The organism is Ruegeria sp. HKCCD7251, assembly GCF_013031165.1.
Classification (GTDB): Bacteria; Pseudomonadota; Alphaproteobacteria; order Rhodobacterales; family Rhodobacteraceae; genus Ruegeria.
In genome coordinates this window covers 235,806-258,393 of the sequence record NZ_WPZC01000002.1, presented here as the reverse complement: position 1 = coordinate 258,393, position 22,588 = coordinate 235,806, and the positions used below count along the sequence as shown (strand labels likewise).

Annotated in this window: 27 protein-coding genes and 1 tRNA gene; 12 read left to right on the top strand and 16 right to left on the bottom strand. The window is 55.3% G+C overall.

Features of this window, described 5'->3' with window-relative positions:
- Window positions 1-315: 315 nt before the first annotated feature.
- Both GOX75_RS07440 and GOX75_RS07435 read right to left on the bottom strand, forming a co-directional pair.
- The gene (locus tag GOX75_RS07440; protein ID WP_171121953.1) at window positions 316-2,328 is read right to left on the bottom strand and encodes a polysaccharide pyruvyl transferase family protein; all 2,013 of its coding nucleotides are present in this window, start codon (window positions 2,326-2,328) and stop codon (window positions 316-318) included.
- 396 nt (window positions 2,329-2,724) lie between these two features.
- Window positions 2,725-3,369, bottom strand: a complete 645-nt coding sequence (locus tag GOX75_RS07435) for a hypothetical protein (RefSeq protein WP_171121952.1) — start codon at window positions 3,367-3,369, stop codon at window positions 2,725-2,727.
- 266 nt (window positions 3,370-3,635) lie between these two features.
- Between GOX75_RS07435 and GOX75_RS07430 the strand changes: the two genes are divergently transcribed.
- Entirely contained in the window at window positions 3,636-3,860 is a 225-nt protein-coding gene (locus GOX75_RS07430) for a hypothetical protein (protein ID WP_171121951.1), read from the top strand.
- 142 nt (window positions 3,861-4,002) lie between these two features.
- Here GOX75_RS07430 and GOX75_RS07425 read toward each other — a convergent pair.
- Window positions 4,003-4,078: transfer RNA gene (locus tag GOX75_RS07425), tRNA-Thr, on the bottom strand.
- 183 nt (window positions 4,079-4,261) lie between these two features.
- On the opposite strand from GOX75_RS07425, the gene GOX75_RS07420 reads away from it, so the two are divergent.
- Window positions 4,262-5,137: a hypothetical protein gene (locus tag GOX75_RS07420; RefSeq protein WP_171121950.1), complete on the top strand. Its 876-nt coding sequence runs from the start codon at window positions 4,262-4,264 to the stop codon at window positions 5,135-5,137.
- Between the two features lie 155 nt (window positions 5,138-5,292).
- On the opposite strand, the gene GOX75_RS07415 is transcribed toward GOX75_RS07420, so the two are convergent.
- Window positions 5,293-5,562 carry a DUF2312 domain-containing protein gene (locus GOX75_RS07415; RefSeq protein WP_171121949.1) on the bottom strand — a complete coding sequence of 90 codons (270 nt, stop codon included), beginning with the start codon at window positions 5,560-5,562 and terminating at the stop codon, window positions 5,293-5,295.
- Between the two features lie 160 nt (window positions 5,563-5,722).
- On the opposite strand from GOX75_RS07415, the gene GOX75_RS07410 reads away from it, so the two are divergent.
- Complete coding sequence (locus GOX75_RS07410) at window positions 5,723-5,941, top strand: hypothetical protein (protein WP_171122335.1); 219 nt, start codon at window positions 5,723-5,725, stop codon at window positions 5,939-5,941.
- 9 nt (window positions 5,942-5,950) lie between these two features.
- On the opposite strand, the gene GOX75_RS07405 is transcribed toward GOX75_RS07410, so the two are convergent.
- The gene (locus tag GOX75_RS07405; RefSeq protein ID WP_171121948.1) at window positions 5,951-6,166 is read right to left on the bottom strand and encodes a hypothetical protein; all 216 of its coding nucleotides are present in this window, start codon (window positions 6,164-6,166) and stop codon (window positions 5,951-5,953) included.
- A gap of 245 nt (window positions 6,167-6,411) precedes the next feature.
- On the opposite strand from GOX75_RS07405, the gene GOX75_RS07400 reads away from it, so the two are divergent.
- The 4 genes from GOX75_RS07400 to GOX75_RS07385 are packed head-to-tail and all read left to right on the top strand — an operon-like array spanning window position 6,412 to window position 8,600.
- Window positions 6,412-7,275, top strand: a complete 864-nt coding sequence (locus GOX75_RS07400; protein WP_171121947.1) for an MBL fold metallo-hydrolase — start codon at window positions 6,412-6,414, stop codon at window positions 7,273-7,275.
- A gap of 30 nt (window positions 7,276-7,305) precedes the next feature.
- Window positions 7,306-7,728, top strand: coding sequence for a YeeE/YedE family protein (locus GOX75_RS07395; RefSeq protein ID WP_171121946.1), 423 nt, complete (start codon window positions 7,306-7,308; stop codon window positions 7,726-7,728).
- Complete coding sequence (locus GOX75_RS07390) at window positions 7,728-8,159, top strand: DUF6691 family protein (RefSeq protein WP_171121945.1); 432 nt, start codon at window positions 7,728-7,730, stop codon at window positions 8,157-8,159. The genes GOX75_RS07395 and GOX75_RS07390 overlap by 1 nt, the downstream gene beginning before the upstream one ends.
- A gap of 9 nt (window positions 8,160-8,168) precedes the next feature.
- Window positions 8,169-8,600 (top strand): TIGR01244 family sulfur transferase, encoded by a 432-nt coding sequence (locus tag GOX75_RS07385; RefSeq protein WP_171121944.1) that lies wholly within the window; start codon window positions 8,169-8,171, stop codon window positions 8,598-8,600.
- A gap of 10 nt (window positions 8,601-8,610) precedes the next feature.
- Here GOX75_RS07385 and GOX75_RS07380 read toward each other — a convergent pair whose 3' ends face one another.
- From GOX75_RS07380 to GOX75_RS07360, 5 genes are all read right to left on the bottom strand, one after another.
- Window positions 8,611-9,684 (bottom strand): FliM/FliN family flagellar motor C-terminal domain-containing protein, encoded by a 1,074-nt coding sequence (locus tag GOX75_RS07380; RefSeq protein WP_171121943.1) that lies wholly within the window; start codon window positions 9,682-9,684, stop codon window positions 8,611-8,613.
- A gap of 77 nt (window positions 9,685-9,761) precedes the next feature.
- Complete coding sequence (locus tag GOX75_RS07375; protein ID WP_171121942.1) at window positions 9,762-12,440, bottom strand: ATP-binding protein; 2,679 nt, start codon at window positions 12,438-12,440, stop codon at window positions 9,762-9,764.
- Entirely contained in the window at window positions 12,428-12,739 is a 312-nt protein-coding gene (locus tag GOX75_RS07370) for a hypothetical protein (RefSeq protein ID WP_171121941.1), read from the bottom strand. The genes GOX75_RS07375 and GOX75_RS07370 overlap by 13 nt, the downstream gene beginning before the upstream one ends.
- Complete coding sequence (locus GOX75_RS07365) at window positions 12,736-13,116, bottom strand: response regulator transcription factor (RefSeq protein ID WP_171121940.1); 381 nt, start codon at window positions 13,114-13,116, stop codon at window positions 12,736-12,738. Before GOX75_RS07365 ends, GOX75_RS07370 begins: the two co-directional genes overlap by 4 nt.
- A 78-nt stretch (window positions 13,117-13,194) precedes the next feature.
- Entirely contained in the window at window positions 13,195-14,490 is a 1,296-nt protein-coding gene (locus GOX75_RS07360) for a helix-turn-helix domain-containing protein (protein WP_171121939.1), read from the bottom strand.
- 215 nt (window positions 14,491-14,705) lie between these two features.
- On the opposite strand from GOX75_RS07360, the gene GOX75_RS07355 reads away from it, so the two are divergent.
- From GOX75_RS07355 to aat, 4 genes are all read left to right on the top strand, one after another.
- On the top strand, window positions 14,706-15,242 hold the full coding sequence (locus GOX75_RS07355) for a helix-turn-helix transcriptional regulator (RefSeq protein WP_171121938.1): 537 nt from the start codon (window positions 14,706-14,708) through the stop codon (window positions 15,240-15,242).
- Window positions 15,243-15,393: 151 nt separating this feature from the next.
- Window positions 15,394-15,897 (top strand): acetyl-CoA carboxylase biotin carboxyl carrier protein, encoded by a 504-nt coding sequence (gene accB, locus GOX75_RS07350; protein WP_171121937.1) that lies wholly within the window; start codon window positions 15,394-15,396, stop codon window positions 15,895-15,897.
- A 9-nt stretch (window positions 15,898-15,906) separates the two neighbouring features.
- Window positions 15,907-17,256: an acetyl-CoA carboxylase biotin carboxylase subunit gene (accC, locus tag GOX75_RS07345; protein ID WP_171121936.1), complete on the top strand. Its 1,350-nt coding sequence runs from the start codon at window positions 15,907-15,909 to the stop codon at window positions 17,254-17,256.
- A 48-nt stretch (window positions 17,257-17,304) separates the two neighbouring features.
- The gene (aat, locus tag GOX75_RS07340; RefSeq protein WP_171121935.1) at window positions 17,305-17,937 is read left to right on the top strand and encodes a leucyl/phenylalanyl-tRNA--protein transferase; all 633 of its coding nucleotides are present in this window, start codon (window positions 17,305-17,307) and stop codon (window positions 17,935-17,937) included.
- Here the strand turns inward: aat and GOX75_RS07335 are convergent.
- The 6 genes from GOX75_RS07335 to GOX75_RS07310 form a co-directional block, all read right to left on the bottom strand.
- The gene (locus tag GOX75_RS07335) at window positions 17,892-18,260 is read right to left on the bottom strand and encodes a DUF2155 domain-containing protein (protein WP_171121934.1); all 369 of its coding nucleotides are present in this window, start codon (window positions 18,258-18,260) and stop codon (window positions 17,892-17,894) included. The two genes, aat and GOX75_RS07335, sit on opposite strands and share 46 nt — an antisense overlap.
- Window positions 18,257-18,709: an outer membrane lipid asymmetry maintenance protein MlaD gene (mlaD, locus tag GOX75_RS07330; RefSeq protein WP_171121933.1), complete on the bottom strand. Its 453-nt coding sequence runs from the start codon at window positions 18,707-18,709 to the stop codon at window positions 18,257-18,259. The genes GOX75_RS07335 and mlaD overlap by 4 nt, the downstream gene beginning before the upstream one ends.
- Window positions 18,710-18,721: 12 nt before the next feature.
- Window positions 18,722-19,105 (bottom strand): NADH:ubiquinone oxidoreductase subunit NDUFA12, encoded by a 384-nt coding sequence (locus tag GOX75_RS07325; protein ID WP_171121932.1) that lies wholly within the window; start codon window positions 19,103-19,105, stop codon window positions 18,722-18,724.
- A 79-nt stretch (window positions 19,106-19,184) separates the two neighbouring features.
- Window positions 19,185-19,559, bottom strand: a complete 375-nt coding sequence (locus tag GOX75_RS07320; RefSeq protein ID WP_171121931.1) for a Rid family hydrolase — start codon at window positions 19,557-19,559, stop codon at window positions 19,185-19,187.
- A gap of 61 nt (window positions 19,560-19,620) precedes the next feature.
- On the bottom strand, window positions 19,621-20,886 hold the full coding sequence (clpX, locus tag GOX75_RS07315; RefSeq protein WP_171121930.1) for an ATP-dependent Clp protease ATP-binding subunit ClpX: 1,266 nt from the start codon (window positions 20,884-20,886) through the stop codon (window positions 19,621-19,623).
- A 125-nt stretch (window positions 20,887-21,011) separates the two neighbouring features.
- The gene (locus GOX75_RS07310) at window positions 21,012-21,644 is read right to left on the bottom strand and encodes an ATP-dependent Clp protease proteolytic subunit (protein WP_039970058.1); all 633 of its coding nucleotides are present in this window, start codon (window positions 21,642-21,644) and stop codon (window positions 21,012-21,014) included.
- 338 nt (window positions 21,645-21,982) lie between these two features.
- Between GOX75_RS07310 and GOX75_RS07305 the strand changes: the two genes are divergently transcribed.
- On the top strand, window positions 21,983-22,324 hold the full coding sequence (locus GOX75_RS07305; protein WP_171121929.1) for a metalloregulator ArsR/SmtB family transcription factor: 342 nt from the start codon (window positions 21,983-21,985) through the stop codon (window positions 22,322-22,324).
- The last annotated feature ends 264 nt before the right edge of the window (window positions 22,325-22,588 follow it).

Here is a 22,588-nt window from a genome sequence, read left to right as displayed (position 1 = left end):
AAGAGTGCATGAATGATCGACCCTGGTTTCCGAGCAGCCATCTGACCGCGTGGGCTAGGTTTTTTGGCGTCCTATACTCTTCGAACGACCGATTTACGAACTAAGTCGGGTTGCACTGTATAGGCTATATCGGGTGCGGTGTCTTGGATGTGAGTGGGAGACCGGAAATGAGCAGCGAAAGGCTTGGCCGAGCAACTCGATGCGATGCATAGCGTACAGCTTGAACTCATCTATGACTTGGCCTGCTCAACAGCCTGCTTGCTTGGTTTGCGCCAAGGGAGTAACGAATCCACAAATCGAGGCGCACATCGGAAATTAACCCTGCGCAATCCGGTCAAACACCTCGGCCGCACGTAAATTTGCCTCTCGCTCGAATGCCTCGATCCTATCTTCCCAACCCTCGGGATAACGATCAATTCGGCTATAAGCTTCGCGCTCAAGATCTTTTTCAGACGAACAGTCCACATCAGGGATGCCAGTAAATGAAAGATCGATCTCCTGAAGCAACTGGGAGATTTTTGAGGTGTTCGACGCAACACTGACTACCTTGTGGCGATGCCGCAACGCTAGGATTAATCCATGATACCGGCCCGTTACCCAAGCTTTCGCTGTCAAAAAGTCACTAGGTTCAAGAGGCTTAGGAAACCGCAAGGGATCCGATCCTTCTAGCAGCTCCTGTTGTACTTCATAGAAGAACCTTCCCATTACATGAAATTGAGCCTGCTTTGCGCGCGCGAAGGAGGCGAGCAATCGCGCCCGATCTTTTAGCACGCAGTCTTGTATGCCTATTACTTCCCTAGAAGGTTTAGCCTGTTCCGTCGAAATCTTGTGTGTCCAAGATAGATCTGGCGCGTAGGTCGCGTCGATACCTTTGGATATCAGCTGTGTAGCCGAAGCTCTGTCGCGAACTGACACCATCGAGTAGTTTCCTAGTAGCTCGATGAAATGGTCCGGGTTCTCCTCCCAAATCGAGTTTACCAGATGAACTGACTTACCCTTCTCAGCGAGAATCTTCCCAATCAACAGAATCTCGAAGGCCCTCGGTCGCCCGTGATGGAGTGTACCCTCTCCGTTTATAACGACCGTATCAAAATCAAGTGATGGATCCTTTTGAATTATTTGAGACAATCCTTCGAGGCTGTTTATCCAACCTGCAACGACGATGCCTCTCTTGGATAGCTCTCTTTCAATCTGTTGAGAAACAACAGCACAGCCCAAGTGTTGCGAATTTCCAGGAATCCAAATCGTATGATTGACAATGATTGCTCGCCGATGTGTACCTTCCGATTGCGTGTATGCTCCATCTGCTCCAAATCGATTATCAAATCGCATCATGTTGTCAGAATAGTCTAGCGGCTTCAAAAACTCTTTGGCAGAAGGGATAGAACGCAGTTCATTCAGTGTCGTGCTGGTCGGCGAAAGAACGGAAGCGTGCTTCGACGAATAGAGCTGCTCTTGGCTCTCGGATATCTCGACGTCAACCAGCAGTCTCAAGGCTGCACCAATATCCTTTGGTTTATTCCATACTGCGAGACGCGCCATTGATGCCGCCATTTGAGTGTCCCCATCCTGAAACGCCCGCTTTGCGATGATGGAGAACAAATCAGATTTTTCAGCTCGGAAGAACTCAAAGTCATCTGGGATTATATTTCGGAACTTCGATTGGGCGCTAAAGCTCTTGTTCTCAAAGGGTGTAAGTGACCCGTCAGCGCATATCATCTGTAAGTCTTCCATACTTTGGAACAACTCCTGCTCAAACTCAAAGTCATGCCGAGCGAACACAGCGTGCGAATATCGACCAGTGAAACCACAGAGAACAATTTGATGAGCACTCATGCCGGACATTTGCCGCCTCAAGTTTATCGCTTGAAGCCAGCTCACGGCAGAAAAGCCAATGGATGGAATTAACCGTTTCGGCCATTTCATTTTAGCTGATCGAATCGAGCTCATATAATTTAAATTGTGAACCGGAAGTAAGGCCGATTTTTCTATATCTGATACCTTCAAAAATCGTTCACCATAGCAGGCAAATATTTGTAAATTGGCGGCACTTTCCGGCGTTGGATAGAGTGCCTCCACCCTTCGAAGGCCAATAACTTCGCCACTTATTGGTCTGGTATGCAAAAAGAAAATCTGTTCGCCGCGATGTTCCCTAAGCCATGAATGGTGGCGGCACGTGTTGAATTGGATTGCGATGTCTCGTTCGTCCATTGCCTTTAGCGTCGCGGTGGCATTTCCGATAGGGCCGTTTGAAAATAGAAAGAAGCGCCGCGGTTGAGCTTCCTCGACAAGAGGGACCGCCCAGGAGGGCAGCTGATCCTTCAACATCGGTTTTCTGAATTGCCACATAACCCTTCGAATCCCTTCTCGGTCAAGCTCTACGCACGAGATCCCGAAGAAGGAACCGTGTGAATGGGCCGCTGCGGTCTTTCACCGTTGAGTGGTCCAGCTTGAGTGCTAGCGTATGCCCAGTCGATGATCCATCCTAAAGCTGTTTTTTTGGTGCAAAGTCGGCCGTCACTGGTCATTCCGCGCCGAATGCTGCACTAAAACTGAAAGTTCAAAAGGGGCTCAGCGCGATAATCTGAGTAATTTAGACAGATGTCCGCTTGGGCACGAATAGCAGGCCCAACGATGCAAAACGCCAACTTCTGGCTCACAGACAAAGCAAGCCTTCTGTGGCCATACGCGCGCCGCTTGGCTGTTAACGCGCAACGGCGGAAGCTACGGTCGGTCAACCCATACGATTAACTGTTTCCGCCCGTCTTCGCTGGGCGTAATCGACACCACGCCAGTACTATCGTTGTAGCCGTTTCCGCAACCAATTAGGAATGGTGTCGCACCTTGCTTCGACTCCGAGTAATTTCCTTTGCAACCGAATTCTATCTCTCCCAATACAAAGATTGGATACGCGGCCTGAGGCCGATCCAGTTGCTCAACGGGAACGTTTGCTGGACCAATCTCAAGGAATAGTTTCCTACCGTAGTGTGAATAGAGCTTTACTTGTAACTTGCGACCGCTACCGCATGCAATAAAACCGTCGTAAATGTTTGCTCCACGAAAGTAAGGGACCTCGCCAGAACAAATCAGCGTTCGTTCTGATACCCTAAACTCTGCCTCTGGCGTTCCTTCGAAGCTCGGCGACAGCACTTTTCCGCTGCCGTCCGAAACAACAACCGGCTGAACAGTGTATTTTTGGTTTCTTCCAAGGCGTACTGCAACAGCTGCCGGGTAGATCAGTGGAGCAACCAGAGTGTTGCCCGCAACCATTCCTGCAGCTCCCGCCGTCTCCTTCTCGCACCCAGGGCAACATAACGCCGCCATCAATGTCAGAGAATTTGATAGCCGCATGATCGTTGTTTTGACCACAGCGTAACTCCATTGGTGCTTGGCCACAGGTAGTTTACTGCTGAGAAATGAATGCTGCGTTGAGCTAAATCAAGGAACAATAATGCGGATGGCGCGCCGATCTAAAGAATAAGTAGATTGTCGCTTTTTGGGATTAGAGTAGCCGTTCGCTGCATTTAAAGTGAACGTCAACTTTTCAAGCAGAACGAACGCCCTTTCTTTCCCAATAGGCATTAGCTCGCTATAATCCTGGCATGTCAAATCGGGACAAACTCAAGCGTAACCGTATGAAACGGTATGAGGATTTAGCTTCGCGTCGGAACTACGTTGAACCAATGCAATACTTGTTTGGACAGTTGAAAGGCGCGGTTGATAAGGGCAATCATGACAAGGCTATCAAGATTGCGATGTTTCTCATTCCATTCGGGCATGCCAAAGCTTTACCGCGAAAAGAAGGTGGCGATGAGGTCAGTAACGACCGGCTTATAGTAAGTGTTCTGACGCTGGACTGATTGCGTCCGAGGCATCCAATATTGCCGATTCAGTAGGATCAAGCGATTTTTCAACCAAAATCCCTGCGGGGGACCATTTGGGGGACTGGCCTCATATTATAAGGTAAAAACCATTGATATTAAATAATTTAAAGAGATTTAGTGGTGCCCCCACACGGACTCGAACCGCGGACCTACTGATTACAAATCAGTTGCTCTACCAGCTGAGCTATAGGGGCACTGGACGTCGATTACTGCCTCTGGTTCTGGACTGCAAGACTCATTTTTTTCTTTTGTCGATGATTTTTGAATCCCAACGTCAGGCGCCCCTGCCGCGCCACATCAGTGCACTGGTTTGACTGTCAGCTACACAGCCTGTAACCCGGCGGACGAGGCAGAAGAAGCAGGGGCAAAAAGCGAATATGCAGGTTGCTATCCACGCAGGAGCCGCATTCACCGGCGAAGGCAGATTGTTAAAAGCTCTAAGAGCCCACAAATCTGTGCTGACCGAGCATGGTGTCGCCGCTTTTGGCCCGCGCCAATACAAACAAGCCTTCAAGCCGACCTTCGCAACATCCGAGCCGCAGTTCCTGACTCCAGAAGAAACCAGTCAGGTTCGCGCCGGCCTGACATCAGACCCGAGCATTCGCCGGGCTGTGTTCCAAAGCAATGCACTGATTGCAGACTCAAAAGCGGCTATTCAGGACGGGCAATTCTACCCACGCGCCGGAAAGCTAATGTCCGTTTTGGATCAGGCGCTCGAAGACATTCGGATCGACTTCTTCTTTACCTTAAGAAACCCAGGCACGTTTATTCCTAAACTACTAATGTCTCTGCCGGACGAAGACAGGGAAAATATCATCCGCAATACAGACCTGAGCTGCCTGAATTGGATCGGAATGGTCGACGACATCCGCGACATGGCTCCGGGCGTAAACATCACCTTGTGGAGCAATGAGGAATCGCCTCTGATTTGGGGTGACATTTTGCGAAAAATGTGCGGCCTGCCAGAGGATGTGACCCTAGAAAAAGAGTACAACTTTCTGCTTTCCCTTCTGGATGAAGCGGGAAAAGAAAAGGCAAATGCGCTTTTGAATGCCGGACCTCACGGGGATCAAGCGAGCTTACGTAATGCTCTGGCGGACATCTTGGAAGATCACGCCCAACCGGAGCTTGTAGAGGAAGAACTCGAACTTCCGGGCTGGAGCACAGACATCGTGGATGCGTTTTCCGAGCTTTATGAACAGGATCTTGAAAGGCTGGAATCAATGCCAGAGGTCCAGTTGTTAAGGCCCTGAGCCCAGAAAAATTGACCCGCCCAAGCGCTGCGACCTGCGATCAATCAGCCTTTCTTGACCCGAGATAGAAAATCCACCGGTCCCGGTTCGGAGGCCCACCCGGATCGCGGTGTCCTAGAAGGCAAAGCCTGAACGACACCGCAAATTCGAAACCGTCAGCTCATACCCAACGCTTCTTTGTACATCTCCAATACCGCCTCTTCTTCTGCGATATCGTCTTTGTCGCGTTTGCGAAGAGCAACCACCTTGCGCATGACCTTGGTGTCGTAGCCGCGTGCCTTGGCTTCGGCCATGACTTCTTTCTGCTGCTCTGCGATATCTTTCTTCTCGGCGTCCAGACGTTCAAACCGTTCGATAAACTGACGCAGCTCTCCGGCGGTAACGCGATAGTTGGCGGCGGCCTGATCTTCGGTCATGTCTTCCATTTATTCTCTCCCAGAGGCTGAAGTCTGCTGCCGCAAGTCGGCACTAAGCCGGATACATGGCCGCAGCACCCGCCGCAAGCGCACAATCGGGCATCGGACTTGTGCGATGCACAGGTATCCGATAAGCGCAGAGAAACTCTTTGGCCTGATGCGGAAAACCATGTTCGAAATCATCACCTGGGGCGGAGCCGCCCTGTCGCTTGCCGGACTGTTGGGACTCGTCTGGTGCATCCTGCACGTGATGAAAGCGCGCAAATCCGGCCTGTCCGACGACGAACTGCGAGCAACAGTTCAGGGAGTATTGCCTTGGAACCTGGCCTCACTCTTTCTGTCCGTGATCGGGCTGATGCTAGTTATTTTGGGTATCTCGTTCAGTTAATCCCACAGCCTAAACCGGCAGATTATCGAACTGAGCCTCCATCGCGTCCTCGCACAAGGCTGCATCCAGACGACGCAGGCGCGAGGGGATATGCACACCCTGCTGACGCATCCGTTCAATTACCCTTGTCACGCTTGGCTGAAGCGCCAGGCGGGTTTCAAGACACGCACCCTGCAACTTTTCTTCAAGCTGCTCGGCTTCGGAATATAAATTAATTGTAGACATCTCCATCCTCCCAAATGGTGCGTTATCTACCCACATATAGGTAACCGTTTTAAGACCTGCTGACCTTAACCCGAGGACACGCGAAAACCCGCCTGTCTGAAATACGGTTTCGGCAGTCACCTGCGGAATGGTTAAATTCTAGGCCGATCTGAATTACCCTGCCTTGACAAGCATCAATTCACGGATTCTTTATCCTATACATTCCGAAATTGATATACGAATAAAGCAGTCTGACGGAGGGCAAAATGACACCAAAGGTGAAAGCGTTTTTTGACACCGATACATTTACCGTGTCCTACCTTGTGCAGGAACCCGAGGGGACGGCCTGCGCAATTATCGACAGTGTCCTGGACTTTGACCATGCATCCGGCCGGACAGACACCAGTTCAGCAGACAAAATAATCGAGCATGTGCAGGCTAACGGTTTGAAAGTCGAATGGATTCTGGAAAGTCATGTCCATGCCGATCATCTGTCAGCGGCCCCCTACCTGCAACAGAAACTGGGCGGTAAAATCGGGATCGGAGATCAGATCGTCACCATTCAGGAGACATTTGGAAAAATCTTCAATGAAGGGACCGAGTTCCAACGCGATGGCAGTCAGTTTGACGCCTTGTTCCGCGAGGGCGACAGCTTTCACGTGGGTCAAATGCGGGGTGATGTTCTGCATACGCCCGGCCACACCCCGGCCTGTTTGACCTATGTCATCGGAGATGCGGCCTTTGTGGGGGACACGTTGTTCATGCCCGATTTCGGGACGGCACGATGCGATTTTCCGGGCGGTTCATCGGAAATGCTGTTTGCGTCGATCCAGAAAATCCTTTCGCTGCCTGATCAGACACGCATCTTCGTCGGGCACGACTACAAGGCACCGGGCCGCGACGAGTATGCGTGGGAAACAACAGTCGGAGAGCAGAAGGCGCTCAATGTTCATATCGGCCAGGGACGCTCGGTCGAGGAGTTCGTCAAAATGCGCGATGCACGGGATGCGACGCTTGGCATGCCTCGTCTGATCCTGCCTTCTCTTCAGGTCAATATGCGCGCGGGGCGGATGCCTCCTGGCGACGAAGAAGGCGATGTTTTCCTAAAGATTCCAGTGAATAAACTGTGAAGCCAACCAATACGTGGAGAAAAAAGAACCATGCAACTGGAATGGATTTGGGGGTTGGCCGGGGGCCTGTTGATCGGTCTGGGTGCCGCCGTTTATCTGCTTGGGAATGGCCGGATCATGGGGGCCAGCGGCATCTTGGGCGGTTTGGTCGACAATAGTGATCGCACCTTGGAACGCCTGGTCTTTGTTGCAGGGCTTGTAGGAATGCCCTTGCTTCTTCGCCCGTTGATGTCACCCACACCGCAGACCCATCTGACCGGCAATATTGCTGTCATCATTTTCGCGGGACTGCTGGTTGGGATCGGCACCCGGATCGCCAATGGATGCACGTCGGGACATGGGGTCTGCGGGATATCGCGTTTCTCGCTGCGCGGAATTGTGGCGACGGTTATCTACATCGCTGCTGGCGCGATCACACTCGCGGTTCTGCGCCACATGTGGGGGGTGATCTGATGCGGTTGCTGATCTCTTTGATCGCCGGATGCCTGTTTGGCGCAGGTCTGCTGATCTCGGGCATGACGGACACCACCAAGGTTCAGGGGTGGCTGGACGTGTTCGGGAACTGGGACCCGACACTGGCCTTCGTGATGGGTGGGGCAATTATCCCAATGCTGTTTGCCTGGCGGATGACCGAACATCGTCGCCCCTTGGTCGGGGGAACCTTTCCGACCATGTCTCCGCCCGAGTTGGACCGGCGACTTGTCGTAGGCTCCGTTTTATTTGGCATGGGGTGGGGCTTGTCCGGGCTGTGTCCGGGGCCTGCCATTGCCTCGGTGACCTATGGCGGCGTTGGCGGGCTAGTGTTTCTGGCCGCAATGATCGCCGGAATGTACGCAGCGCCGACTGTGGGGGCGCAACTGGACAGAACTGCAAACGCAGCCTAATCAATTGGGATGGAGATTCGCCGCATTACACCCCGCTACGCCGTCTCGCCGCAAATCACGGTCGAGGATGTTTCAGCCATAGCCGAAGCCGGATTCGTCAAGGTTATTTGCAACCGGCCAAACACAGAAGTTCCGTCAGACATGCAGTCAGACGCCATTGGCGAGGCCGTCCGTGCCGCGGGTTTGGATTATGAGGTTCTGGAACTGACGCATCAGACCATGACACCCGAAAACGTCGCCCGTCAGCGCGAGTTGGCCGAAAGTTGCAGCGGACCGGTGCTGGCGTATTGCGCATCAGGCACGCGGTGTTCAGTTATCTGGGCCCTTGGCCAATGCGACCGGATGAGTACGGACGATATTCTGGACGCAACAACCAAGGCAGGCTACGCGCTGGAAAACCTTCGCCCCACGCTTGATCAGATTCGCAACGTGGCTGGGTAAGCCCTATGGATCAGGTCACCTGACCTGCGTCATCGTTCAGGCCAGCCAGCTTCGAAATTTCAGCGGCGATCTGATCTGAGTCGCCGAACTGCAACTTGCTGTCGATGGTGTCGATCGCATGTGTGTCTGTGTGAATGGGTTCTACGGACAGCTCTGCCGATGTTTGGATTACCGACGTTCGTGCCTCAAGGAAATCCTGAGTCTCGGCCTGTGACGGCACATCCTGCGGCTCATATTCGTTCAGGCGAATTGCCCGCATTCCACCGGATTGCCCCAAACGCCCAACTGCTGTCCGAGTCCGGTCGATCGTTAGCAATTGTGCACGGTCAAGACGTGCTCCGGTCAAAGGCAATACATCCCCCGCTGCAAGCGCCGAAAAAGAAGCCAGGGGTAAAGCCATTTGGCAAATCACAGTATTCAACTCTGCGCGCAGCACGCCCGATGCCTGTTCGATATGCGGCCCCGAATCCCCACTAGGTTCGGCATCTGCTGGATCCTCCACATCGGGAAGAAGAACCGAAATCCAGCCCTGTCGCAAACCGCCGCCCAGCTCGACCTTTAGATCATATGAAACATACGCATCCTGCGTCATAGCCAATGACAGCGCCCGAAGATCAGGCAGCCGCAACTTGTACTGATAGCCTGTCAGGCTTGCCTGTTCACTGACGGTTTCCACCAACCGTGCCGCGCGGGTGCATGCGTCTTCGATTATGGGCGCAACCATCGCGGCATCCGTATCGGTAAAGGCCCGTGGCGTTGGTGTCGTTGACGTCACCTCACCAATAGTCTGCACTTGAACGATGGCCGAAACGGTTTCCAAATCCATACAGACCGCTGCCGAAAGTCCGTCGTTGTTCAGAAGATGCAGCAACAACCAATTGTCACCGGCAAACCCCGCAAGCCCGTCGGCTGGTCGAGATGCCCGCCTTGCCGCGATGACCGACAACGGCAATTGCACACGATCCGCAGCGGTACGGGCAAGTGCCAACCGCAAAGCGCGAAGAATGGAATTCGTCTGACCGCCGCGCTCATCCTGGCTTGCAGATACTTTTTTTGCCAAAGCTGTGGTGACCGGTTGTGTCATGCCTGGAGCCGTCAATCGTAAATATGCCTATGTTCCGGTCTACTCCGGCAAAGGTTACGAATGCCTTTACGCCCGTCTTATTGGGCTGCTTGTCTATAAGCCAGTGGCACCTGCACGCGGAAGGCTGCTCCGCCCTGCCCCGGCAAATAGCTGATATCGCCCCCAAGACGCTGCATGATCTCGCGGCAGATCGCCAAACCCAAACCGGCCCCGCCTGCCTTGTCACCGCCTACACGCGCGAATTTTTCGAACACCATGGACCGCGCCTCGGCTGGAATACCGCTGCCGTTATCCGCAAAATCTATCACGACTTGGCCGCCTACATCATGCGCTGAAATGGTCAGGACCGGGTCAACCGCATCGCAGTATTTCTGCGCGTTGGAAATCAAGTTGATGAAGACTTGCCCCAAACGATCCAGATCGGTGTGAAGCGGAATGCGTTCGGACGCCTTCGAGCGCCGAACAGTGAGGGTTTTGCTGGTGCCCGCCAACGCGCTCGATACCGCCCGATCCAGAACCGAGCGCAGGGTATCGCCTCCCATATTCAGGCTGACCTGTCCGCTTTCCAAAACGCTCAAGTCCAGCAGGTCATCCAGCAATCGCGTCAGCCGCAGCGCCTCGTCGTGGATGATTGCGGCATAGCGCGTCTGTTCTTCATCAGTTAAACCGTCGGTGTCCCGCATGATCTCGGAAAACGCCCGGATCGAGGTCATCGGTGTACGTAGTTCATGACTGACCTGACTAAGGAAGTTGTCTTTCTGCTGCGATATCTGGGTCAACTTGGTATTCGCTTCGCGCAGTTGCCGGGCTGTGCGGCTAAGTTCGGCAGATTTCACTTCTAGCTGGCTGGAGTATTCCAGCAATTGCGCGGATTCGTCGGCCACGGCCAAAAGGTCCTCGACCGACACCGAAGACCCGCCGACAATCTGGCCGATCATGGCGTGCGCCGTCGCGGCCCCGACCGAGCCGCTCAATTCCCGTTCAAGCCGTTCCAGAAAGGCGGGGGTTGGTTCGGGCAGACTGGATCGTCCGCCTTGTTGTTCAGCTTCGGCCTGAAAGAACTCCTGCGCGGGACCGGCCCCCAGTATGCGCTGGGTCATGATCATTAGGTCCTCGCTTTGCGCAACAGACCCGGTCCATCCGCGCGGGGCGACAGAATGGTCAAAGACATTGACGAACTGCGCCCCCTGCAAGCGCTCCAGCGGGCTAGGAAAACTCAGCAGCGACGCCACGCAGAAAGCGACGGTATTCAAAGACAGCGACCACATGACCGTATGGACCATGGGGTCCATCCCTTCGATCCCGAACAATGCCTGCGGCCGCAGCCAGCCGATCCCAAACGGGCCGTCCTGCAGGACCGAGCTGGACATCAGCGCCCCACCCATTCCGGGCAGAAGCAGCGTGTAGATCCACAAGAGGAACCCCACTGACAACCCGACAAGTGCCCCTGTCCGCGTCGCCCCGCGCCAGAACAATCCGCCGACCAGAGCAGGCAGAATCTGAGAAATACCGGCGAAGGCCACAAGCCCGATTGAGGCAAGCGCAGCGCCGCCACCAGATAACCGGTAATAAAAAAAGCCCAACGCCATGATCGCTGCGATTGAGACACGGCGCGCAACCAACACAACGTGTCGAACATCGCCCGACAAGGACCCGGACCCTTCCTGAGTGCTTAGCCAAATTGGCATCACAAGATGGTTCGAAACCATGGTGGACAAGGCCATAGCCGTAACGATCACCATCGACGTTGCAGATGAGAAGCCCCCAATGAAGGACAACATGGCCAGCCACTCATTGCCCTGTGACAGGGGCACAGTCAGAACAAACAGGTCTGGGTTCGACCCCTCTGGCAACAGGTCCAGACCCACTACGGCGATTGGCACCACAAACAGGCTCATCAAAAGCAGGTATAACGGAAACGCCCAGGCCGCTGTTCTCAGGTGTCCCTCATCCGCGTTTTCAACCACCATCACCTGAAACATGCGCGGCAAGCAGACAAACGCCGCAGCAGACAAGAAGATGAACGTCGTCCAGCGGCCCGCGTCCACATTCCACTGACCGATCTCTGATGCGTCTATGCGGTCCATCATCGGCCCAACGCCGCCTGCAATTCCCCAAACGACGAAGATGCCAACCGCCAGCAAAGCGAACAGTTTAACCACGGATTCCAATGCGATAGCGGTCACAACACCATGGTGACGCTCGTTCGCGTCCAGGTTTCGTGTCCCGAACAGGATGGCGAACACCGCCAGCCCTGCAGCCACCCAAAACACGCTTGACCCCTCGCGGTAAAGGCCAGACGGGTCAGCCTCTGCAAAGATCGAGAACGATAAGGTAATAGACTGCAGTTGCAGCGCGATATACGGCGTTCCGCCCAGAACCGCCAGAATGGTCACACAGATTGCCAGCGTATTCGATTTTCCGTAGCGCGACGAAATCAGGTCCGCGATCGAGGTTACCCTTTGGCTGCGCCCAACCCTGACCAGTTTCCTGAGACCCCACCACCAACTGATCATGACCAGCGTGGGGCCCAGATAGATCGTCACGAACTCCAGCCCCGAACGGGCGGCATTTCCAACTGCGCCGTAGAATGTCCAGGCGGTGCAATAGATCGACAGCGACAGAGTATAAAACAACGGGGATCGCAGCCACGCCCCACGTCCGGCAGCAGCCATTCGGTCAGCGGCAAAGGCCACGCCGAACAAAAGAACCACATAGCCCAGACAGACGAGGATCAGAAGGTTCAGCGTTGCCATCGATCCGTGTCCGGGTCGGTGTCATCCCGCGCCGCCGTGCGACGGGCGGCGAAGCCAAAGATCAGGCTAATCAGTATCAATAGCCCCCAGCAGGTAAAGATATAGAGAATGGCCGACGATAAAGTGACCGCCCCGGTTTCCCCCGGTTCAGGCCATAGCAACGGAATCGCGATCAGTGCAGCCCCGAGAATTGGCAACAGCCGTGCAGCGTCCGTCAACCGACGCCGACGATAACTTTGGCGTTCCAGAAACAGCGAAGGCCGAACACCCTGAGGCTGCCGATCTTCGCTATTGCTCATGATTGCGTGGCCTGCGCGTGCAGATCGCGCACCGCGGTCAGGACCTCGGCATTGGAAAACGGCTTGGTCATAAAGCGGCTGACACCCGCGCTTTCGGCCATTTCGCGATCACGAAGCTGGCCGCGTGCCGTCAACATCAAGACCGGCAGACCCCGAAGGTCATCCAACTCGCGCAGATCGCGCAGGATATCCATGCCGCTTTTGCCCGGCAGCATAACATCCAGAATGACCAGATCAGGATTTGCGCCCTGAATGACCTCGACAGCGTCCGTTCCTTCAGCGTGCGTTTCAACCTGCCAACCCTCACGCGTCAGCAGGAACCGAATGGCCTCGGCGATGTTCGGCTCATCCTCAATTAGAAGAACCTTACGGCTCATATGTTTCATTCCTCCCCGTGACAGGATACCCATCCGCAGTCCTGTCTGTATCAGCTTACGCTGTCTGTCAGGAAAGTGTCAAAAACCTTCGCTCAGAATCGACGGCTCTCGGCGCGACTCGCAGTCGGCATTTGGGCAAACCCTGCAACTTGGCCCGACCCTGGCAACTGGCTGGCCACCCTGCCCGCCTTCTTCGACGGACCGAACCAACATGACCGAGCGATAAACAGGTGCGTCGTCATATCCGGACATCGCTTGTGGCCATGCATAGGCATAGCAATCAAACTCAGCCGCCGACCGGCCAAGCTGTACGATACGTTTGCGAATTGGCACCAAAGGCCGGTTCAAAGCCTGAAACAATGGCCACAGCGGGCACGCCTCGCCAAAGCGCGGCATCGCAAAGCCCGGCACCGACTTGGCAAACAAGATACTTCCCGATGCATCGCACACAACCAGTCCCGTAGGTCGCGAAAGCACCCCGTCTGGCAGTGCCGCCAAACGGCGCAAGACCGTCGCGATGTCCACCGAAAATTGTGCAGCCAGCTTGATCGGGTCCGGTTCTGTGCCAGCCAGCGCAGTTTTCACCGCCTCCAGTGGCATGGCCTTGGCGTCGCTTGCATAGACACCCAAAAGACCGCGAGCGACGGTCTTTGCTGCCGCCGAGTCAATCTCGCTCAGGTCTATCGCAGAGCTGTCTTCGCTGCCCTCCATCTCAGGAAAATGATGTCCGCGCTGTTCAAAGAACGCCTCGGCATCTTCAAGCGGAACGCCGCGACGGTCGTCCGCCGCGTCAGAATCATCCAGATAAGCAACCAAGGATTTCGAACTGTCGGCAAGGCGTTCAGCATCCTGATGCAGGTTTCGATGAAAGCGATCCTGCCACTCGGGTTCGATCTCCTGTGTTTCCGCCAGAATCGCTGCGGTCGAACGAATCGCGGCGGCGGTGGACAGAACCTCATGCATCGAAGCAGCCAGATGTGGATCATGGGTCAAGCGGTCGGATAGGGTTTCAACCGTTCGCTCAAGCGAGACAACGCGCCTGTGCATCTGCGCCAGCACAGCAGCCCACCCCGGGAAACGTCCCGCAAACTCTTCCAGACTGTCGACTTCGGCCTGTTGCCCCACCGCGTCCGCCGCTGCCTCGCGCAGGGCGGATATCAGCGTTGCCTCTAGCCCCTGTGTCAGCAGCGAAGGTTCGACGGCCAAAGCCGCGGCAATATCCACAAGCAGCTTGCCACCAATCCTGCGGCGATTGTGTTCAATCAGGTTCAGATAGGAGGCTGAGATCCCGACCCGACGCGCCAGTTCTGCCTGCCGCAGTCCTGCAATTTGCCGCCTCTCTCGAATACGGCTGCCTGTCAACGTGTCGCGCATGTTCTCGCCCCTCCCCAAGCGGAGCCAACCTTTGTAAACGTTCAGTTTTTCTAAACTCTCAAGGTTTTTCTATCTTTTAGGAGTTCATTTTCAAACCGAGTTTACACCCTTAACAAACGGATTGCACGATCATCAGACCAGTGTTGACGCCTTTCAACACCACATTCTCGGCCGCACCCCTTCTATTTCCAGACAATTCCCTGCACGATACCGAAATGAGTGACGCCGCCTTCGAATATGCTCCTATCGGATTGGTCGAGTTGGAAAACCGTATCATCCGACGCTGCAATCTGCAGTTCGCACGGACCTTCGGAGGGGACGAGGCCGACTATCGCAACATGCCTTTGCTACATCTTTACCCCTCGGTCGCAGATTGGGAGCGTATCGGTGCCCGTAGTCTACAGGTCATGCGCGACACCGGATATTACACGGACGAGCGCGTCATGCGGCGGCGAAATGGGGATTTGTTCTGGTGCCGCGCACGCGGTCGGTCCTTGACCCCCGATGACCCTTTCCGCCACGGCATCTGGAGCTTTTCCGATATCTCGGAGGAACGCCCGTTGGTCGAGCTAACCGCGCGGGAACGCGAAGTGGCGATTTTGTCGTGCAGGGGCCTGTCCGCCAAGGAAATCGGCGTCGAACTGGGCCTGAGCTACCGCACCATCGAAGCTTATCGCGCCCGGCTGCTTGAGAAATTCGGCGCGCGAAAACTACCGGAATTGGTTGCAAAACTTTCCGGAATGCCGCTGTAACCTCTTCCCCCCCTCGAAAACTTGGTTAAAACCCCCATCTGACAGGCCGAGACGCGCTTTTCATGGCAAGGCTCATGGCTTATAACGCTGCGTAATCAGACCAAAGCCCGCAAGACACAGACGGGCCAAAGGGGAACCGTCGAGGACACTCATGACAGACACCAAACACGAAGCGGATGTGGCATTCATCAAGGCATTGGCTGAACTGCTGCGCGAGAACGACCTGACCGAATTGCAGGTCAAACGCGAATATGGCGAGGAAGACAGCCTGAATGTACGCGTCAGCCGCTTGTCCCAAACCGCCGCCGTAGCTCCGGTTCAGGTGGCAGTTCCGGCTGCGGCCCCTGCAGCACCCGCTGCGGCTCCGGCACCGGCTGCTGCGGCCGAAGCACCGGCTGCCGTCGAAGACCCGGCCAGCCATCCCGGTGCAGTGACCTCTCCCATGGTGGGAACCGTCTACATGCAGCCCGAACCCGGCGCGCCTGCGTTCATCTCGGTCGGCGCATCCGTGTCCGAAGGCGACACGCTGCTGATCGTCGAAGCGATGAAAACCATGAACCACATCCACGCGCCCAAATCGGGCACCATCAAGCGCATTCTGGTGGGTGACGGCGACGCTGTGGAATTCGGCACACCCCTGGTCATTGTTGAGTAAGGCAGGCCCATGTTCGACAAGATCCTGATTGCCAACCGAGGCGAGATCGCCCTGCGCGTCATCCGCGCCGCGCGCGAGATGGGGATAAAGACGGTTGCCGTCCATTCCACCGCCGACAGCGACGCAATGCACGTCCGCATGGCAGACGAGTCTGTCTGCATCGGCCCCCCGCCCAGCCCGCAAAGCTATCTGTCCGTGCCAGCCATCATCTCGGCCTGTGAAATCACAGGCGCGCAGGCGATCCACCCCGGCTATGGCTTTCTGTCCGAAAACGCTGAGTTCGTGCAGATCGTCGAAGATCACGACATCACCTTTATCGGCCCCACCGCCGAACATATCCGCGTGATGGGTGACAAGATTACCGCCAAGGACACGATGAAAGCCCTTGGCGTGCCATGCGTACCCGGTTCCGACGGCGGCGTTCCGACTTTGGAAGACGCCAAGCGCATTGGTGAGGAATTCGGCTATCCCGTCATCATCAAAGCAACCGCCGGTGGCGGCGGACGCGGCATGAAGGTTGCGCAGACCGCGGATGAGATGGAAAGCGCGTTCATGACCGCACGCGCCGAAGGCAAAGCCGCCTTTGGCAATGACGAGGTCTATATCGAGAAATACCTGACCACACCGCGCCATATCGAGATTCAGGTCTTTGGCGACGGCAAAGGCAAGGCTGTCCATCTGGGCGAACGTGACTGCTCGCTTCAGCGCCGCCATCAGAAGGTGTTTGAAGAGGCCCCCGGCCCCAGCATCACCCCCGAAGAACGTGCCAAGATTGGTAAAATCTGCGCCGACGCTGTGGCGAAGATCAATTATATCGGCGCGGGCACAATCGAATTTCTGTATGAGAATGGCGAGTTCTATTTCATCGAAATGAACACCCGCCTACAGGTGGAACACCCGGTGACCGAGGGCATTTTCGGCGTCGATTTGGTGCGCGAACAAATCCGTGTGGCAGCAGGCGAGGACATGTCGTTCGGTCAGGACGATCTGGAAATCAACGGCCACGCCATCGAGGTTCGGATCAACGCGGAAAAGCTGCCTAACTTCTCGCCCTGCCCCGGAAAGATCAGCGCCTATCACGCGCCCGGCGGTCTGGGTGTGCGGATGGATTCGGCGTTGTATGACGGGTACTCGATCCCGCCCTATTACGACTCGCTGATTGCCAAGCTGATCGTGCAAGGCCGCGACCGGGCCGAGGCGCTGGCGCGTCTGGACCGAGCCCTGGGTGAATTGATCGTGGATGGAATCGACACCACGGTGCCGCTGTTCCATGCTCTGCTCCAAGAAGCCGACATTCACAGCGGCGACTACAACATTCACTGGCTGGAGCATTGGCTTGCGGAGAACATGGCCGAGTAACACCACCACTTCGAAGGGCTTCGGCCCTTCGAACGTCGGACTGTCTGTATGAGCCTTTCTCCCGAACTCCTACTGCATGGGTATTCCATCGGTATTTTCCCGATGGCAGAGCACCGCGACGACCCGGATTTGTTCTGGGTCGACCCAAAGTTTCGGGGCGTCATCCCTCTGAACGGGTTCCACATATCCCGCAGCCTTGCGCGGCGAATCCGAAACTGCGGTTTCTCAGTTACGATCAATCAGAACTTCTCTGGCGTCGTCGACGGCTGCGCCGATCGCGCAGACACCTGGATCAACGCAGAGCTGAGAAATCTGTATCATCGCCTGCACCAATCCGGCCATGCCCATTCATTAGAAATCTGGGATGGACAGGCACTGGTCGGCGGCGTCTACGGAGTATCCTTGGGTGCTGCGTTCTTCGGAGAAAGCATGTTTTCACGGCGAACGGATGCCTCAAAAATTGCGTTGGCCTATCTGGTTGATCGGCTAAGGCGCACCGGATTTCAGTTATTTGACACGCAATTTCTGACCGCTCATCTGGCGTCATTAGGCGCGATCGAAGTTCCGCGCGCTCAGTACAGACAGGCTTTGGAAGAGGCGATCGAGGCCAGCGCAGACTTCACCGCAGAACTGGATCAGTTGCCGGACGGTGTCATACAGCGGATTACCCAGACATCGTAACGTGAATGATCCAGCGCGTTCAACGCCGGGGATGTGGCGATCATCCATCCATCAAACAATTGATCTGTCTTGCCTTTTTCCCAAATCGTGAGATAAGCAAAGGCGTCCCCGGTCGGATTATCAGCCGGATAACGGCAATCGCCCAAAGCCACATCCAGTCCAAAAATCGCCTCGGTCTGACCGCTTTGCAATTCGACGTCAACGGTGTGGCCGTTCACCTTGTCCAAACCACGCAGCATCGCGCCCGGGCCGGATTGAACCTTTTGCTGGGCTGCTGCGCCGGTGGATGCAAGCAGCGCTGCTATCAGAAACAGGCGCTTCATTCGCCACCATCCCCAGCCACAAATTTGACCAGCAGCGAAATTAGACTGACCGCACCCTGCGTATCCTCAACCTGATCACCAGGTTCGAAAAAGAAGGGCGATCCACCGGGCATCACTTCGACAAAGTTTCCGCCCAGCAATCCTTCGGATGAGATGACGATCGCGCTGTCGTCGGGTACCAATATTCCATCAGAAATCGAAAACGTTGTATCCGCGCGATACGTGTCGGGGTTCAGCGCAACGCCTGTCACGGTCCCGATCTTGACACCAGCAAGACGAACGTCAGTGCCAACGCCAACACCTTCCAGCGATCTGAATGATGCGCCCAATTCATATCCCGGTCCGCTTTGCGACAGGCCAGTCGATTGGCTGGCATAAACGCCAAATGCCACAGCACAGGCCAACACGGCCCCGCCCACCAGGACTTCGGTTACATTATAGCTCGACATTGCTGGCCTCGCTTATTCTGGGGTCCAAGCCTCGTAGTCCGAACGTTCGACCGGATTGGGTCGGCGCAACGAACCTGCAGGAGCATAGGCCAAAGCCGTACCTGTCAAATTTTCCTGATGTGGTTTTTCCCAGGTTTTATGCTGCAACGGCTTGTCTGTCGGCGGCTCGTCCCAAGTCCGATGCAACCATCCATGCCAGTCAGGGTCGATCCGGCTGGCCTCGGCCTCACCATTAAAAATAACCCAGCGCTTGCTGTCGTCGGCATTGCGATAGAAAACATTACCTTCGTTATCTTCGCCAACCTTGGTTCCCTTACGCGCCGTGTAGAGCTGCGTATTCAGAGTGGCCCCATTCCACCAGGTTACGGCTCGCAAAAGATTATTCAGGATTCCCATCGTCTGCCTCCGGTATTTCTGCTCCTGCAGATATGGACCAAAGGCTCGCCAAGGTCCAGTGTCACTAAGACCGCAGCCCCTATTCCGGCAAAACTGCGGTCACTTCGATTTCAATGCGATCTTCAGGCGTGATGAGATTGCATTCGGTAACTGTTGCCGCTGGCGGGTTGGCTCCGAATGCCTCAACCAACAAAGGCCAACACAGTTCAAACTCACTCATGTCCGGCAAGTAATAGTTTACACGGACCACATGCGCGAAATCCGTCCCAGCCTCAGCCAGTGCTTTTCCAATTGCATCAAGAGAGGACCTGCACTGACCAACAATATCTTTGGGAATGTCGTCGCCCTGAGCGCAGGTTCCGGCAACAAAGACAAATCCATTCGACACTACGGCGCGGCAATACCCGACTTTGGCCTCAAATTCCCTGCCTGAAGAAATACGTCTAATTGCCATAGTGCCCTCAAAAGAAAACGGCGCGGAGGAACCGCGCCGAATATGTCAGGAGACTTTGAACTTACCCGGCCGAAGCAGACTCAGCCGCATCGGCATAGATGATCAGCGGTTGCGAGTCCGAAGACACCGCTTCTTCGTTCACAACAACCTCGGTCACGTTTTTCAGACCCGGAAGTTCGAACATCGTGTCCAGCAGGATATCTTCCAGAATTGATCGCAGACCACGCGCACCTGTCTTACGCTCAATCGCTTTCTTGGCGATCGCTTTCAGCGCATCATCGGTGAAGGCCAGCTCTGCGTCTTCAAGTTCGAACAGACGCTGGTATTGCTTGACCAGAGCGTTCTTGGGCTTGGTCAGGATCGTCACCAGCGCATCTTCGTCCAGGTCTTCCAGCGTTGCTAGAACCGGCAGACGGCCAACAAATTCTGGGATCAAGCCAAATTTCAGCAGATCTTCGGGCTCCAGATCCTTGAAGATTTCACCGACGCCACGCTCATCATTGTCGCGAACGTCAGCGCCAAAGCCCATCGCCGAGCCCTTGCCGCGCTGTGCGATGATCTTGTCCAAACCGGCAAACGCACCGCCGCAGATGAACAGGATATTCGTGGTGTCCACCTGCAGGAATTCCTGCTGCGGATGCTTGCGGCCGCCCTGTGGCGGCACGCTGGCCACGGTGCCTTCCATCAGTTTCAGCAGCGCCTGCTGCACGCCCTCGCCCGATACGTCACGGGTGATCGAGGGGTTCTCGGATTTGCGCGTGATCTTGTCGACCTCGTCAATATAGACAATGCCGCGCTGCGCGCGCTCGACATTATACTCCGACGCCTGCAGCAGTTTGAGGATGATATTCTCGACATCCTCACCCACATAACCGGCTTCGGTCAGCGTGGTTGCATCCGCCATGGTGAACGGCACGTCCAGAATCCGCGCTAAGGTCTGCGCCAGCAGCGTCTTGCCGCAACCGGTGGGACCTATCAACAGAATGTTGGACTTGGCCAATTCGATGTCGCCGCCAGCTTTCTGGGCGTGGTTCAGGCGTTTGTAGTGGTTGTGCACCGCCACCGACAGAACCCGCTTGGCCGTCGCCTGGCCGATCACGTAATCGTCCAGAACCTCGCAAATATCCTTGGGCGTCGGTACCCCATCCGTGGATTTCAGACCGCTGGCCTTGGTTTCCTCGCGGATGATGTCCATGCACAGCTCGACGCATTCATCACAGATGAAAACTGTGGGGCCGGCAATCAGCTTGCGCACCTCATGCTGGCTCTTGCCGCAGAAGCTACAGTAGAGCGTGTTCTTGCCGTCACCGCCTGAATTCGTCGCCATGTTCTACCTTTCGGGCTTCGTCCCTGCGACCCGCTTTGGGCCGCTCTTGCCTGCAGCTTAGGCCACCGCCGGGGCCGCTACAATGTCAAAAATGTACCCCGCGCCCTTAACGCGGGGACTATTTTTTAGGCCTCATCGCCATCCATTTTGGCGCGATTTTCGACGATTTCGTCGATATGACCCCAGTCTTTCGCCTCTTCCGGGCTCATGAAGTTGTCGCGATCCAAGGCTTTTTCAACCGCCTTTTTCGTCTGCCCGGTGTGGCGCACGTATATATCATACAGGCGATCCTTGAGTTTTTGCGTCTCGGCCGCGTGAATCATGATATCACTCGCCTGACCCTGATAACCGCCACTGGGCTGGTGAACCATGATCCGGCTGTTTGGTAGTGAAAAGCGCATCCCCTTCTCGCCACCAGCCAGCAAAACAGACCCCATCGAGGCCGCCTGACCGATCACCAAAGTCGAACATTTCGGCTTGATATACTGCATTGTGTCGTAAATCGACAATCCGCTGGTCACAACACCGCCAGGTGAGTTGATGTAGATCGAGATTTCCTTGTTCGGGTTTTCAGCCTCAAGATGCAACAATTGCGCCACGACCAGATGGCTCATCCCGTCGTGGATCGGGCCATTGATGAAAATGATCCGCTCTTTCAGAAGGCGCGAGAAAATGTCATACGCGCGTTCGCCACGGCTGGTCTGCTCAACAACCATCGGGACGAGCGTATTCATATAGGTATCAACGGGATCGAACATTAGGAACCTGCCTGTCTTGCTATGGATCGGGATACTACCCGAAGAAACATTACCCGAGTCTTAGTGTCGGCACCGGGGGGCCGCAAGGGGGGCTGAATACTTATGCCGTGAACGCGGCGTTTCCCCCACCAAGCGCACTTCGCAACTGTCCGGTTCCCAGGCATGACCTGAACCTTGAAAGCCGCGACCCGTCATGCGGGCAGGCTGAGTTTTTCTCATCGCGTCATTTTGATTCTTACATATAGAAATTCGTCGCCAAAATAGATAAAGCGACCGCTCTTGGCGGCGATATGGAACCCGCCAACCACGCACAAGCCCGGCCCAAAAGGAAAACGCATATGGCACTATCAGAGCTTTCACAGGATTCATTTTCTGAAAACCTCGAGCGCGTTGCAGGAAACGCCGCACGCGCATCCAACTTTCTGAAGGCGATCAGCCATGAAGGGCGGCTTTTGATCCTGTGTCATCTGGTGTCGGGTGAAAAATCGGTTACGCAACTAGAGGAACTGCTATCCGCCCGCCAAGCGGCGGTTTCGCAGCAATTGTCGCGCCTGCGCCTTGAAGGGTTGGTAACGCCCCGCCGCGAAGGGAAAGCTATTTTCTACCGTTTGGCAGATGACCGTCCCCGCCGCATGTTGGAAGTTGTCTACGAGATTTTCTGCCGCGAAGAGACTGCCTGACGCAGTCGCACGCCCCGGGCGTTTTGATACATCCATTCAACCGGCGCAAGAATCTCGACCTCTGTTAATCGGCAGTTCGAACGCGGTTCATGGGTTGCTGGGTTTCCTTTTGACCAGCACCTCTGACCCGCTTCGGGGACCGCCTGTTTCGACATGCCGAATTCTCGACTACCCGCCCGTTTCGCGTCGGCTTGAGCGGCTCATCAACCGTCAGCAAAACGCTGGTTTCAACATTGGAAAACTGCTACGCACGTCGACATAAAC